Raw genomic sequence first — 15,033 nt, 5'->3', positions numbered from 1 at the left:
GCATGGCCGAAAGCGAGAGCGGGCAGGACAAGACAGAGGAACCCACCGAAAAGCGCAAAAAAGACGCGCGGGAAAAAGGTGAGATCGCCCGTTCCAAGGAGCTGAACACGGTTGCCGTGACCCTGGCGGGAGCGGGCGGCATTCTGGCCTTCGGCGGCAGTCTGGCAGAAAGCCTGATGGACCTGATGCGCTTGAACTTCACCCTGACCCGCGAAGTGATCGTGGATGAGCGCAGCATGGGGGCGTTCCTGCTGGCGTCGGGCAAGATGGCCATCTGGTCGGTGCAGCCGATCCTGATCCTGCTGTTCGTCATTTCGTTCGTCGCGCCCATCGCCCTGGGCGGCTTCCTGTTCTCCGGCAGCCTGATGCAACCCAAGTTCAGCCGCTTGAACCCGCTGTCGGGGATCAAGCGCATGTTCTCGATGAATTCGCTGACCGAGCTGCTCAAGGCCCTTGCCAAATTCATCATGATCCTGGTGGTGGCGCTGGTGGTGCTGGTCAGTGACCGTGAGGCGCTGCTGGCCATCGGCAAGATGCCGATGGAACTGGCGATCATCCAGGCGCTCCAGGTGGTCGGTTGGAGTGCCTTGTGGATGGCTGCGGGGTTGCTGCTGATCGCTGGGCTCGACGTGCCGTACCAGCTTTGGCAGTCGCACAAGAAGCTGAAGATGACCAAGCAGGAAGTGACCGACGAGTACAAGAACTCCGAGGGCAAGCCCGAGGTCAAGCAGCGCATACGCCAGCTGCAGCGCGAGATGTCGCAGCGGCGCATGATGGCGGCGGTGCCCGATGCCGACGTGATCATCACCAACCCGACCCACTATGCCGTGGCCTTGCAGTACGACCCGGAAAAAGGCAGTGCGGCGCCGCTGCTGCTGGCCAAGGGCACTGACTTCATGGCCTTGAAGATTCGCGAGATCGGCGTCGAACACAAGGTGCAGATCCTCGAATCGCCGGCCCTGGCGCGGGCGATCTACTACTCCACGGAAATCGAGCAGGAAATCCCCGCCGGGTTGTACATGGCGGTGGCGCAGGTGCTGGCGTACGTGTTCCAGATCCGCCAGTACCGCGCCGGCAGGGGCAAGCCGCCGGAGCCGTTGAAGAAGGACCTGCCCATCCCCGACGACCTGCGGCGCGACAGCTGAGGCCGATCAGTTCTTGGTGCGTGAGTGCCGCCAGCCTTGATCGAAGAAGGCGGCGACCACCACCAAGGCACCTGCCACTGCAAGCATCAATGCCACGCCATCCGTCGAGTGAGTGGCGGAGCTTGCCACCAGTGCCAGCCCGCCCAACGGGGCCAGGCCACCCGCTACTGCGGTACCGACCTCACGCCCGGTGCCAAAGCCCGAAGAGCGCGTCTGGGTCGGGAACTGGCGGCTGAGGAACGAGCCCTGGGGGGCGAACATCATCGGCGCCAGGATGCCGGTGCCGATGGCGATGGCCACATAGATCAGCATCGGCTCGCCGGTCGACAGCAAGCGCAGGAAGGGGTAGGCGAACAGCGCCGACAGCAGCCCGCCGAGCATCAGCACGGTCTTGCTGCTCCACTTGTCGCACAGCCAGCCGAAGAACGGCACGGCAAAGATCGCCACCAGGCTGGCCAGGGTCACCGACAGGGACGTGACGTGCGCTTCGACGCCCTTGAACTGGGTGAGATAGGCCAGCGAGAACGTCTTGAAGATGTAGCTCAGCGCGTTGTAGCCGATGGCGACGAAGAACACCACGGCCAGGCCCTTGAGGTCGTTCTTGAACAGCAGTTTCAGGGGCGAGACCTTGGGTTTGTCAGCGGCGTGGTCGAGTTCCTTGAAGTCCGGGGTCTCGGGGATGCTCTTGCGCACCCACAGGCCTACCGCTACCAGGGCGATGCTGGCGATGAAGGGGATGCGCCAGCCACCGGCCAGCAGGAATTCATTGCCGTTCATGGTCAGCAGGTAGACGGTCAGCGACGACAGCAACAGGCCCAGGTTCAGCCCCAGCGCCGGCCAGGCGCCCTGGCTGCCACGCTTGCCTTCGCTGGCATGTTCATAGGAAGTCACCGCCGCACCGGACAGTTCGGCGCCGGCGCCCAGGCCCTGAATGATGCGGATCACCACCAGCAGGATCGGTGCCCAGATACCGATGGTGGCGTAGCCGGGGATCAGGCCGATGAGCATGGTGCACACGCCCATCATGCAGAAGGTGATCACCAGCACGTGTTTGCGCCCGAAGCGGTCGCCCAGGTAGCCGAACAGCACGCCGCCGAAGGGGCGGGCGATGAAGCCGATGGCGAAGGTGGAGAACGCCAGCAGTGAGGCCACTGCCGGGTTGCTCGGGTCGAAGAAGATCTTCGAAAAGACGATCGCCGCCATGGTGGCGTAAAGATAGAAGTCGTACCACTCCAGCATCGAGCCGAAGATGGTCGCCGCTGCCACCTTGCGCAGGCGTTTGCGTTGCTGTTCGGGGGTCTCGCTTGCGGCCGGGGCCGCCTCGTGTACCGACATGGGGTTTCCTTATTGTCTTTGTAATGGGGTGTGCAGCGGTGAATCAGCGGGCCTTGAGGATCTTCTCGGCGATCATCTGGCCAATCGGGATGGCCGAGGTGGCAGCCGGCGACGGGGCATTGCAGACATGCACCATGCGCGGGGTCTCGGCGAACAGGAAGTCATGCACCAGGGTGCCGTCGCGCATCACGGCCTGGGCGCGGATGCCGGCTTCATAGGGCAGCAGGTCTTCGACCTGCAGGGACGGGCAATACTTGCGGCACTGTTCCAGGTAGCCACGCTTGAACAGCGAGTTCTTCATCTCGGCGGTGCCGGAGCCGAGGTTGTTCCAGATGGTTTTCCAGAACCCTGGGAAGCGCGCGTACTCCGCGACATCGCGCCAGTTCACCGAGAACTTCCGGTAGTTCTCCCGGCCAAAGCCCAGTACCGCGTTGGGGCCGACGGTGACGCTGCCATCGATCATCCGCGTCAGGTGCACCCCCAGGAACGGCAGCTCCGGGTCGGGGATCGGGTAGATCAGGTGGTTGACGATCTGGTTCTTGCTCGCCGGCAAGCGGTAGTACTCGCCGCGGAAGGGGATGATCTGGTGATCGATCTTCACTCCGGCCAGGCGTGCCAGGCGGTCGGACTGCAGGCCGGCGCAGGCCACCAGTTGGCGGGCGTGCCAGGTATTGCCGTCGCTGCTGACGCTGACATGCTCGGCATGCTCCTGGATCGCGCGCACCGGGGTGGACAGGTGCAGCTCGCCACCGGCCTGGCGAATGACCTTGGCCATGGCATTGCACACCTGCTTGTAATCGACGATGCCGGTGGCGTCGAGGAACAGCGCACCTTTGCCGACGATATTCGGCTCACGCTGGCGCAGCTCGGCGGCGTCCAGGCGTTCGACCTTCAAGCCGTTCTGTTGCGAACGCTCGTAAAGCGCCTGCATGCGCTGCATTTCCAGGTCGTTGGAGGCTACCAGCAGCTTGCCGCAGACGTCGAAGGCGATGCCGTGCTCGCGGCAAAAGTCTTTGGTGGCCTGGGCGCCGCGCTTGCACAGGTCAGCCTTGAGGCTGCCGGGGGCATAGTAGATGCCTGCGTGGATCACGCCGCTGTTGTGGCCGGTCTGGTGGCGGCCGAGGCTGGCTTCCTTTTCCAGGATCAGCAGTGAGGCCCCAGGACGCTGTTGCAGCAGGGCCATGGCGGTGGCGAGGCCGACGATGCCGCCGCCGATGATGCAGTAGTCGTAAGTCATGCAGGATTACCTTGGTGTTCTTGTCGGTGGATCTGCTTATCAGGTTGTCAGACTAAGTAGTGCGCGAGAAAACCTCGCGGGAATGCGATGAGGTTCTCCGGGTTCAGTCGAGGGTGGGTAGGTCGAGTTTCAGGCGCTTGGCCGAGGCCCGCAGGTGTGCTTCGGCACAAGCGGCGGCGGCTTGGCGGTCGCCAGCGTAGATGGCTTGGTACAGTGCCCGGTGCTCGCTTAGAGCATCGGCCGAACCGCCTATCGAGTGGGCGGCGGAGTTTTCCCAGGCGGTGCGACGTGCGGCGGCCAGCTGGCCCCCGAGAAAATCATGGAAGGCAACGAAGTAGTCATTCTTGCTGGCCTCGGCGATAGCGCGATGGAAGGCCACGTCGGCGGCAGAGGCGGTGGCGAAGTCGCTGCGCTGGTCTTCCATGGTGCCCAGGGCCAGGGCCATGCGCTTCAGGTCATCGGCATCGCGGCGGCGCGCGGCGATGGCGGCGGCCTGGGTTTCGATCCACAGGCGCATCTCGAACATCTGCACCAGGTCCGGTTTGCGCCCTTGGCTGTCGGGGAAACGGAATACCGTGCCGTGCGGCGTCTGCGAGATATACGAGCCGAGCCCGCGGCGGGCGATCAGCACCCCATCGGCCTTGAGCTGTGCCACGGCCTCACGTACCACCGAGCGGCTGACATTCAGCTGTTCGGCCAGTTGCTGTTCGGTGGGCAGGCGCGATTCGGCGGCCAGGCGGCCGGCATCGATCTCGCCGCGGATGGCGCTGACGACCCGTTCGACCAGGGTGTCGGGGCGCTGGAGTTCTAGCATGGAGGGGGGAGCCAATTGATCAGGTTGTCAGACAATGCCTGTTCCGAGGGTCCCCTGTCAACGGAGGCGCTGCTGGCAAAGTCGCCTGTTGCAGCCTCTTCGCGGGTAAACCCGCTCCCACGGGTTCACTGCAAGCCCCAAGGGCGGCACTGCACCTGTGGGAGCGGGTTTACCCGCGAAGAGGCCGGCAGGCCGCCTTCAAAGTTCGTTGTTGAATGTCCCGGTACCTTCAAGGATGTTGCGCAATGTCAGCGCCACTTCCTCCATATCACTGCCTTGCGAAGTCAGGATGATTTCCAGCGCTTCATCGCCCTTGAGCGCATCGCGGTCCCCCGCAGCCACCTCGATCAGCAAGCGTTCGGCACTCAGTGTCACCTTCAGCCCATTCAGGGTCGACGGCTCGTCATCCAGGGTCAGGTCGACCGTGTCCTCGTCCGGGTAACGGGTCAGCAGGAACATCTGGCCCTTGTCGCTGTGGCAGCACAGGGTCGCCATGTTGTCTTCCTCGTCGTCGCAAGGGGTGGCGAAGAGCAGGGCGGTTTTCAATTGCATGGGCGGCTCGGGTCGGTAGTCAAAGGCGCAAGCTTCAGCTTCAAGGTTCGGCAGGTCAAGCGTTGCGGCCTCAATCTCGGATTTTGCCGATTGCGGCGCGAAGCTTGCAGTCCGAGGCTGGCTGCCGGTCATTGACCGAATATGTCGCAGCGCTGCAAGCCGGAGTGACCGTTCAGTCGTTAAGCTCCCCAGTCGATGGGTTCCCGTAAAGGCACAGCCACCGGGCAGTCGCTTTTGCAGGTACCCAACGCTTCCGTCTTGCCACGGGTTGGCTATGGTTGATCCGTACAAGGCGCACGCACGCGACGCTTCACCTATAAAAGCCCAAGCGGAGTACCACAGATGGCGTTCTTCACCGCAGCCAGCAAAGCCGACTTCCAGCATCAACTGCAAGCGGCCCTGGCGCAGCACATCAGCGAACAGTCCCTGCCACAAGTTGCACTGTTCGCCGACCAGTTCTTCGGCATCATCTCTCTGGACGAACTCACTCAGCGGCGGCTGTCCGACCTCGCCGGCTGCACGCTTTCCGCCTGGCGCATCATCGAGCGCTTCGACCCCGAGCACCCGCAGGTGCGGGTCTACAACCCTGATTACGAACGCCACGGCTGGCAATCCACCCACACCGTGGTCGAGGTGCTGCACCACGACCTGCCGTTCCTGGTCGACTCGGTGCGTACCGAACTCAACCGCCGCGGCTACAGCATCCACACCCTGCAGACCACCGTGCTCAGCGTACGCCGCGCCAGCAAGGGCGAACTGGTCGAGCTGCTGCCCAAGGGCACCCAGGGCGAGGGCGTCAGCCACGAATCGCTGATGTACCTGGAGATCGACCGCTGCTCCAACAGCGCCGAGCTCACTACCTTGACCAAAGAGCTGGAGCAGGTGCTGGCCGAAGTGCGCGGCGTGGTCGCCGACTTCGAGCCGATGAAGGCCAAGATCCATGAACTGCTGGCACTGGTCGAGCAGAACGCCTTTGGCCCGGCGCAGAACGACAAGGCAGAGGTGAAGAGCTTCCTGTCGTGGCTGCTGGACAACCATTTCACGTTCCTCGGCTATGAAGAGTTCACCGTCCAGGCCGATGCCGACGGTGGCCACCTGGTCTACGACGATGCCTCGTTCCTCGGTCTGACCCGCCTGCTGCGCGCCGGCCTGGGTGCCGACGACCTGCGCATCGAGGACTACGCCGTCGCCTACCTGCGCGAGCCGCGCCTGCTGTCGTTCGCCAAGGCCTCGCAACCGAGCCGCGTGCACCGCCCGGCCTACCCGGACTACGTGTCGATCCGCCAGATCGACGCAGACGGCAATGTGCTCAAGGAATGCCGCTTCATGGGGCTGTACACCTCGTCGGTGTACGGCGAGAGCGTGCATACCATCCCTTACATTCGCGGCAAGGTGGCCGAAGTCGAGCGCCGCTCGCACTTCGACCCCAAGGCCCACCTGGGCAAGGAGCTGGCGCAGGTACTCGAAGTGCTGCCGCGCGACGACCTGTTCCAGACCCCGGTCGACGAGCTGTTCAGCACCGCCATGTCGATCGTGCAGATCCAGGAACGCAACAAGATCCGCGTGTTCCTGCGCAAGGACCCGTACGGCCGCTTCTGCTACTGCCTGGCCTACGTGCCTCGCGAGATCTACTCCACCGAAGTGCGGCAGAAGATCCAGCAGGTGCTGATGGAGCGCCTGAAGGCCACCGACTGCGAATTCTGGACCTTCTTCTCCGAATCGGTGCTGGCCCGCGTGCAGTTGATCCTGCGCGTCGACCCGAAGAACCGCATCGATATCGACCTGCAGCAGCTGGAAAACGAAGTGATCCAGGCGTGCCGCTCGTGGCATGACGATTACTCGGCGCTGGTGGTGGAAAACTTCGGCGAAGCCCAGGGCACCAACATCCTCGATGAGTTCCCGAAAGGCTTCCCGGCCGGCTATCGCGAGCGCTTTGCCGCCCATTCGGCGGTGGTCGACATGCAGCACGTGCTGAACCTGTCGGAACAAAAACCGCTGGCCATGAGCTTCTACCAGCCGCTCACGCAACTCGGTGAACGCACGCTGCACTGCAAGCTGTACCACGCCGATACGCCGCTGGCGCTGTCGGACGTGCTGCCGATTCTGGAAAACCTCGGCCTGCGCGTGCTCGGCGAGTTCCCTTACCGCCTGCGCCATGCCAGCGGCCGTGAGTTCTGGATCCACGACTTTGCCTTCACCTACAGCGAAGGCCTGAACCTGGATATCCAGCAGCTCAACGACACCTTCCAGGACGCCTTCGTCCACATCGTCAAGGGCGACGCCGAGAACGACGCCTTCAACCGCCTGGTGCTGACCGCCGGCCTGCCGTGGCGCGACGTGGCGCTGCTGCGCGCCTATGCCCGGTACCTGAAGCAGATCCGCCTGGGCTTCGACCTGGGTTACATCGCCAGCACCCTGAACAACCACACCGACATCGCCCGCGAGCTGACCCGGTTGTTCAAGACCCGTTTCTACCTGGCGCGCAAGCTCACCCAGGAAGACCTCGACGACAAGCAACTGCGCCTGGAGCAGGCGATCCTCACCGCCCTGGACGAGGTGCAGGTGCTCAACGAGGACCGCATCCTGCGGCGCTACCTTGACCTGATCAAGGCCACCCTGCGCACCAACTTCTACCAGCCGGACGCCAACGGCCAGAACAAGTCGTACTTCAGCTTCAAGTTCAACCCCAAGCTGATCCCCGAGCTGCCCAAACCGGTACCGAAATTCGAGATCTTCGTCTATTCGCCGCGGGTCGAGGGCGTGCACCTGCGCTTCGGCAACGTTGCCCGTGGCGGCCTGCGCTGGTCGGACCGCGAAGAAGACTTCCGCACCGAAGTGCTGGGCCTGGTCAAGGCCCAGCAGGTGAAGAACTCGGTGATCGTGCCGGTGGGCGCCAAGGGCGGCTTCCTGCCGCGCCGCCTGCCGCTGGGCGGCAGCCGTGACGAGATCGCCGCCGAGGGCGTGGCGTGCTACCGCATCTTCATCTCCGGCCTGCTCGACATCACCGACAACCTCAAGGACGGTGGCGTGGTACCGCCTGCGAACGTGGTGCGTCACGATGATGACGACCCGTACCTGGTGGTCGCCGCGGACAAGGGCACCGCGACCTTCTCCGACATCGCCAACGGCATCGCCATCGACTACGGCTTCTGGCTGGGCGATGCGTTCGCCTCGGGCGGCTCGGCCGGCTACGACCACAAGAAGATGGGCATCACTGCCCGTGGCGCGTGGGTGGGCGTGCAGCGCCACTTCCGCGAGCGCGGCATCAACGTGCAGGAAGACCCGATCACCGTGGTGGGTGTCGGCGACATGGCCGGTGACGTGTTCGGCAACGGCCTGCTGATGTCCGACAAGCTGCAACTGGTGGCCGCGTTCAACCACCTGCACATCTTCATCGACCCGAACCCGGACCCGGCCACCAGCTTCGTCGAGCGCAAGCGCCTGTTCGACCTGCCGCGCTCGGCCTGGAGCGACTACGACACCAGCATCATGTCCGAAGGCGGCGGGATCTTCCCGCGCAGTGCCAAGAGCATCGCCATCAGCCCGCAGATGAAGGAACGCTTCGCCATCGAGGCCGACCGCCTGACCCCGACCGAGCTGTTGCACGCCCTGTTGCAGGCGCCGGTCGACCTGCTGTGGAACGGCGGTATCGGCACCTACGTCAAGGCCAGCAGCGAAAGCCACGCCGATGTCGGCGACAAGGCCAACGATGCCCTGCGCGTCAACGGTAACGAACTGCGCTGCAAGGTGGTGGGCGAGGGCGGCAACCTGGGCATGACCCAGCTCGGCCGTGTCGAGTTCGGCCTCAATGGCGGCGCCACCAACACCGACTTCATCGACAACGCCGGTGGTGTGGACTGCTCCGACCATGAGGTCAACATCAAGATCCTGCTCAACGAAGTGGTGCAGGCCGGCGACATGACCGAGAAGCAGCGTAACCAGCTGCTGGGCAGCATGACCGACGAAGTGGCCGGGCTGGTGCTGGGCAACAACTACAAGCAGACGCAAGCGCTGTCACTGGCCGCGCGCCGCGCCCGCGAGCGGATTGCCGAGTACAAGCGCCTGATGGCCGACCTCGAGGCCCGGGGCAAGCTGGACCGCGCCATCGAGTTCCTGCCCAGCGAAGAGCAGTTGGCCGAGCGCCTGGCCGCAGGCCAGGGCCTGACCCGTGCCGAGCTGTCGGTGCTGATCTCGTACAGCAAGATCGACCTCAAGGAGCAACTGCTCAAGTCGCTGGTGCCGGACGACGACTACCTCACCCGCGACATGGAGACCGCCTTCCCGCCGTCGCTGGTGACCAAGTACGCCGACTCCATGCGCGGCCACCGCCTGAAACGCGAGATCGTCAGCACCCAGATCGCCAACGACCTGGTCAACAACATGGGCATCACCTTCGTGCAGCGCCTGAAGGAGTCCACCGGCATGAGCCCGGCCAACGTGGCCGGCGCCTACGTGATCGTGCGCGACATCTTCCACCTGCCGCACTGGTTCCGTCAGATCGAGGCCCTCGACTACCAGGTGCCGGCCGAGATCCAGCTGACCCTGATGGACGAGCTGATGCGCCTGGGCCGCCGCGCCACCCGCTGGTTCCTGCGTAGCCGGCGCAACGAGCAGGACGCTGGCCGTGACGTGGCCCACTTCGGGCCGAAGATCGCCCAGCTTGGGCTCAAGCTCGACGAACTGCTCGAAGGCCCGACCCGCGAGCGTTGGATGGTCCGCTACCAGGGCTTCGTCGAAGCCGGTGTGCCGGAGCTGCTGGCGCGCATGGTGGCCGGTACCACGCACCTGTACACCCTGCTGCCGATCATCGAGGCGTCCGACGTGACCGGGCATGATCCTGCGCAGGTGGCCAAGGCGTTCTTCGCCGTGGGCAGCTCGCTGGACCTGACCTGGTACCTGCAGGAAATCAGCAACCTGCCGGTGGAAAACAACTGGCAGGCCCTGGCCCGCGAAGCATTCCGCGACGACATCGACCTGCAGCAGCGGGCGATCACCATCTCGGTATTGCAGATGGCCGATGCGCCTGAAGACATGGACGCCCGCGTGGCCCTGTGGTGCGAGCAGCACCGGGTGATGGTGGAGCGCTGGCGCGCCATGCTCGACGACCTGCGCAACGCCACCGGTACCGACTATGCGATGTACGCGGTGGCCAACCGCGAGCTGGTCGACCTGGCGATGAGCGGGCAGGCGGCGGTGATTCCGTCCTGAGCCTTGCGTTGAGGTAAAAGAAAAGCCCCGGCAGTGATGCCGGGGCTTTTTCATTTGTCTGGGGAGGCGAGGCGTGGGAGCGGGCTTGCCCCGCGATAGCGTCGGGTCAGGCTATGGTTAATCGCGGGGCAAGCCCGCTCCCACGCTGTCCGTACTGAACCTGTTCCCACAGGTTCGCAGCGGTTTACTTGAAGCGCCGCTCCACGCCTTTCTCCACCAGGATCTTCGCCGAAATCTCTTCCACCGAAAAATGCGTGGAATTGATGTTGGGAATGTTCTCCCGGCGGAACAGGCTCTCCACCTCGCGCACCTCGAACTCGCACTGGGCGAAGCTCGAGTAGCGGCTGTTGGGCTTGCGTTCGTGGCGGATGGCGGTCAGGCGGTCGGGATCGATGGTCAGGCCGAACAGCTTGTTGTGGTGCTTCTTTAGCACCGCCGGCAGCTGCAGGCGCTCCATGTCGTCCTCGGTCAACGGGTAGTTGGCGGCGCGAATACCGAACTGCATGGCCATGTACAGGCAGGTCGGGGTCTTGCCGCAGCGTGACACGCCGACCAGGATCAGGTCGGCCTTGTCGTAGTAATGGGTCCGCGCGCCGTCGTCGTTGTCGAGGGCGAAGTTGACCGCCTCGATACGCTCCATGTAGTTGGAATTGCCGCCGATGGAGTGGGATTTGCCCACGGAATACGACGAATGGGCGGTCAATTCCTGCTCGAGTGGGGATAAAAACGTCGAAAAGATGTCGATCATGAAGCCATTGGACGTGGCCATGACTTCGCGGATGTCCTGGTTGACGATGGTGTCGAAGATGATCGGGCGCACCCCGTCACGCTCGGCCGCCGCGTTGATTTGCTGGACCATGGCCCGGGCCTTGTCCAGCGTATCGATGTAGGGACGGGTGAATTTATTGAACGGAATGCTCTCGAATTGTGCGAGCAGGCTCTGCCCCAACGTTTCTGCAGTGATGCCGGTACCGTCGGAGATGAAAAACGCGGTTCGTTTCATTTGCACCTGGGGGCCTTAAGCTGCCGAAGATTTCTGGATATGATAGGTTCGGTTTGCCGAACGCGGTTGCTCGGCATTCTCACTTATTTTCCAGGTCCAGGCCACAAGCGTCCCGGCCCAGTCGCAGAGCAGACAGGCGGGCGCCCTTGAGCTTTTCCAATACAGTTAGTGGAGAGATCACCTTGGTAGAGTACGTAGTTTCCCTCGATAAGCTCGGCGTCCATGATGTGGAGCATGTGGGGGGCAAGAACGCATCCCTGGGCGAGATGATCAGCAATCTTGCCGGTGCCGGCGTTTCGGTTCCGGGCGGCTTTGCCACTACGGCTCAGGCGTACCGCGACTTTCTCGAACAGAGTGGCCTGAACGACCGTATCCACGCCGCGCTCGACGCGCTGGACGTCGACGACATCAATGCCCTGACCAAGACCGGCGCACAAATCCGCCAGTGGGTCATGGAAGCCGAATTCCCGGCACGTCTGGATTCGGAAATCCGTACGGCCTTCGCCGAAATGGCCGCCGGTAATGACAACATGGCGGTCGCCGTGCGCTCCTCGGCCACCGCCGAAGACCTGCCGGACGCCTCGTTCGCCGGCCAGCAGGAAACCTTCCTCAACATCCGTGGCGTCGACAACGTAATCCGTGCGGCCAAGGAAGTCTTCGCTTCGCTGTTCAACGACCGTGCCATCGCCTACCGCGTGCACCAGGGCTTCGACCACAAGCTGGTCGCCCTGTCCGCCGGCGTGCAGCGCATGGTCCGCTCCGAAACCGGCACCGCCGGCGTGATGTTCACCCTCGACACCGAGTCGGGCTTCCGTGACGTGGTGTTCATCACCGGCGCCTACGGCCTGGGTGAAACCGTCGTGCAGGGTGCGGTCAACCCGGACGAGTTCTACGTGCACAAGAACACCTTGCAGGCCGGTCGCCCGGCGATCCTGCGCCGCAACCTGGGCAGCAAGGCGATCAAGATGGTCTACGGCGATGAAGCCAAGGCCGGCCGTTCGGTCAAGACCGTCGAAGTCGACCGCGCCGAACGCGCACGCTTCTGCCTGAGCGACGCCGAAGTGGCCGAGCTGGCCAAGCAGGCGATGATCATCGAGCAGCACTACCAGCGCCCGATGGACATCGAATGGGCCAAGGACGGTGACGACGGCAAGCTGTACATCGTTCAGGCCCGCCCTGAGACCGTGAAGAGCCGCGCCAGCGCCAACGTCATGGAGCGCTACCTGCTCAAGGAGAAAGGCACCGTGCTGGTCGAAGGCCGTGCCATCGGCCAGCGCATCGGCGCCGGCAAGGTGCGCGTGATCAAGGACGTGTCGGAAATGGACAAGGTCCAGCCCGGCGACGTGCTGGTCTCGGACATGACCGACCCGGATTGGGAACCGGTGATGAAGCGCGCCAGCGCCATCGTCACCAACCGCGGCGGGCGTACCTGCCATGCGGCGATCATCGCGCGTGAACTGGGTATCCCGGCGGTGGTCGGTTGCGGCAACGCCACCCAGGTGCTCAAAGACGGCCAGGGCGTGACGGTGTCCTGCGCCGAAGGCGACACCGGCTTCATCTTCGAAGGCGAGCTGGGCTTCGACGTCAAGCAGAACTCGGTGGATGCCATGCCGGAGCTGCCGTTCAAGATCATGATGAACGTGGGCAACCCGGACCGCGCGTTCGACTTCGCCCAGTTGCCCAACGAAGGTGTGGGCCTGGCGCGCCTGGAGTTCATCATCAACCGCATGATCGGCGTGCACCCCAAGGCGCTGCTGAACTACGCGGGCCTGCCGCCGGAGCTCAAAGAGAGCGTCGACAAGCGCATCGCCGGCTACAGCGACCCGGTCGGCTTCTATGTCGAGAAGCTGGTCGAGGGTATCAGCACCCTGGCCGCAGCCTTCTACCCGAAAAAGGTCATCGTGCGCCTGTCGGACTTCAAGTCCAACGAATACGCCAACCTGATCGGTGGCAAGCTGTACGAGCCGGAAGAAGAAAACCCGATGCTGGGCTTCCGCGGCGCCTCGCGCTACATCAGCGAGTCGTTCCGTGACTGCTTCGAGCTCGAATGCCGCGCCCTCAAGCGCGTGCGCAACGAGATGGGCCTGACCAACGTCGAGATCATGGTGCCGTTCGTGCGCACTCTGGGCGAAGCCAGCCAGGTCGTCGACCTGCTCGCCGAAAACGGCCTGGCCCGTGGCGACAACGGCCTGCGCGTGATCATGATGTGCGAGCTGCCGTCCAACGCCATCCTGGCCGAAGAGTTCCTCGAGTACTTCGACGGTTTCTCGATCGGCTCCAACGACCTGACCCAGCTCACCCTGGGCCTGGACCGCGACTCGGGGATCATCGCCCACCTGTTCGACGAGCGTAACCCTGCGGTCAAGAAACTGCTGGCCAACGCCATCGCCGCGTGCAACAAGGCTGGCAAGTACATAGGCATCTGCGGCCAGGGCCCATCGGACCACCCGGACCTGGCCAAGTGGCTGATGGAGCAGGGCATCGAGAGCGTGTCGCTGAACCCGGACTCGGTGCTCGAGACCTGGTTCTTCCTGGCCGAAGGCCAGGGCGCAGCCTGATGTGATTGGCGAGGGCGCATGGCGCCCTCGTGTTTATGCGTGGGAGCGGGCTTGCCCCGCGATGGCGTCAGCCAGGACACCTCTAGTAGCCTGTCCCGACGCCATCGCGGGGCAAGCCCGCTCCCACGTTGTCGTCTTTTATCTGTTCGTGAAGCCATGCAAAGCAGCAGCACCCAATTCCCCGTCGCGTTGCTCAGTGCCGAGCGCCGCGGCGACCTCAGCGAAGACGTCTACCGGATCAAGGCCGGCAACAGCCCCGATTCGAGCGTCGAGCTGGCCGTCACTCGTCTGGGCCTTGCCGACCAGGATCGTGCCCAAGGCGTGCCGATCATTCTCCTGCACGGCAGTTTTTCCAATCGACGCTTCTGGTACTCACCCAAGGGCATCGGCCTGGGTGCCTACCTCGCCCGTGCCGGTTTCGATGTATGGATCCCGGAAATGCGCGGCCATGGCCTGTCGCCACGCAACCGCGACTGGCAGCAGAATCGTGTGGCCGACTATGCCCGCTATGACCTGCCGGTGATTGGCGCCTTTGTCCAGGAGCAAGCTGGGCAGGCGCCGCACTGGCTGGGCCATTCCCTGGGCGGCACCACCCTGGCCGCTGCGCTGGGCGGTGGCTACCTGGCCAGTGCGCAGGTGGCCAGCGCGGCCTTCTTCGGCGCCCAGGTCAGCCGCGTGTACTGGCCGCTCAAGGTGCCGCCGGTGGCGTGGGGGGCGAAGCTGCTGCTCAAGCGTTTTGCCCAGATCAGCGGTTCGCGGCTCAAGCGTGGCCCGGAAGACGAGCCGATTGGCCTGGCGCTTGAAAGCCTGCGCTGGAATGGCCTGTTCGGCCGCTTCGGCGACAAGGACCGCGACTGGTGGGCGGGGCTGGCCGAGGTCGATGTGCCGGTATTGGCCGTGGCCGGGGCAGGGGATTTCCAGGACCCGGTGTGGGCTTGCCGCAAGCTGTTCGATCAGTTGGGCGGTGACAGCAAGCAGTTCCTGCGCCTGGGGCAGGAGCAGGGCTTCGATGCCTTCGGGCACGTCGACATGCTGGTCAGCAAGGCCGCGCAGGCCCAGGTGTGGCCATTGGTGGAGCGCTGGCTGAGGGATCCACAGGTGCCGGTGCATGCCTCGACGGTGGTGATGGAGCCGGTGCCTGCCAGTTGATTCTGCGTTGGGCTCTTCGCGGGTAAACCCGC

Annotated in this window: 9 protein-coding genes; 4 read left to right on the top strand and 5 right to left on the bottom strand. The window is 64.0% G+C overall.

Annotation, left to right across the window (positions count from 1 at the left end; all coding sequences use genetic code 11):
* The first annotated feature begins 2 nt into the window (after window positions 1–2).
* Window positions 3–1,145, top strand: coding sequence for a flagellar biosynthesis protein FlhB (gene flhB, locus DM373_RS01380; RefSeq protein ID WP_110991844.1), 1,143 nt, complete (start codon window positions 3–5; stop codon window positions 1,143–1,145).
* Window positions 1,146–1,151: 6 nt separating this feature from the next.
* Here the strand turns inward: flhB and DM373_RS01375 are convergent, their stop codons facing one another.
* The 4 genes from DM373_RS01375 to DM373_RS01360 all read right to left on the bottom strand — a co-directional run bounded on the left by DM373_RS01375 (window position 1,152) and on the right by DM373_RS01360 (window position 5,083).
* Window positions 1,152–2,480: an MFS transporter gene (locus DM373_RS01375; RefSeq protein WP_110991843.1), complete on the bottom strand. Its 1,329-nt coding sequence runs from the start codon at window positions 2,478–2,480 to the stop codon at window positions 1,152–1,154.
* Window positions 2,481–2,523: 43 nt separating this feature from the next.
* The gene (gene lhgO, locus DM373_RS01370; protein WP_110991842.1) at window positions 2,524–3,717 is read right to left on the bottom strand and encodes an L-2-hydroxyglutarate oxidase; all 1,194 of its coding nucleotides are present in this window, start codon (window positions 3,715–3,717) and stop codon (window positions 2,524–2,526) included.
* Window positions 3,718–3,820: 103 nt separating this feature from the next.
* Complete coding sequence (locus DM373_RS01365) at window positions 3,821–4,531, bottom strand: FadR/GntR family transcriptional regulator (RefSeq protein ID WP_110991841.1); 711 nt, start codon at window positions 4,529–4,531, stop codon at window positions 3,821–3,823.
* A 198-nt stretch (window positions 4,532–4,729) separates the two neighbouring features.
* Window positions 4,730–5,083, bottom strand: coding sequence for a hypothetical protein (locus DM373_RS01360; RefSeq protein WP_110991840.1), 354 nt, complete (start codon window positions 5,081–5,083; stop codon window positions 4,730–4,732).
* 342 nt (window positions 5,084–5,425) lie between these two features.
* On the opposite strand from DM373_RS01360, the gene DM373_RS01355 reads away from it, so the two are divergent.
* Window positions 5,426–10,291, top strand: coding sequence for an NAD-glutamate dehydrogenase (locus DM373_RS01355; RefSeq protein WP_110991839.1), 4,866 nt, complete (start codon window positions 5,426–5,428; stop codon window positions 10,289–10,291).
* 184 nt (window positions 10,292–10,475) lie between these two features.
* Here DM373_RS01355 and ppsR read toward each other — a convergent pair whose 3' ends face one another.
* Complete coding sequence (ppsR, locus tag DM373_RS01350) at window positions 10,476–11,294, bottom strand: posphoenolpyruvate synthetase regulatory kinase/phosphorylase PpsR (RefSeq protein WP_110991838.1); 819 nt, start codon at window positions 11,292–11,294, stop codon at window positions 10,476–10,478.
* A 182-nt stretch (window positions 11,295–11,476) separates the two neighbouring features.
* On the opposite strand from ppsR, the gene ppsA reads away from it, so the two are divergent.
* Window positions 11,477–13,852: a phosphoenolpyruvate synthase gene (gene ppsA / locus DM373_RS01345; protein ID WP_110991837.1), complete on the top strand. Its 2,376-nt coding sequence runs from the start codon at window positions 11,477–11,479 to the stop codon at window positions 13,850–13,852.
* A gap of 156 nt (window positions 13,853–14,008) precedes the next feature.
* Complete coding sequence (locus tag DM373_RS01340) at window positions 14,009–15,001, top strand: alpha/beta fold hydrolase (protein WP_110991836.1); 993 nt, start codon at window positions 14,009–14,011, stop codon at window positions 14,999–15,001.
* Window positions 15,002–15,033 lie beyond the last annotated feature (32 nt).

Origin of the sequence: Pseudomonas sichuanensis, assembly GCF_003231305.1 — a bacterium.
GTDB lineage: Bacteria > Pseudomonadota > Gammaproteobacteria > Pseudomonadales > Pseudomonadaceae > Aquipseudomonas > Aquipseudomonas sichuanensis.
The sequence above is the reverse complement of the archived record's forward strand: the minus strand, read 5'-3'. Positions and strand labels throughout refer to the sequence as shown.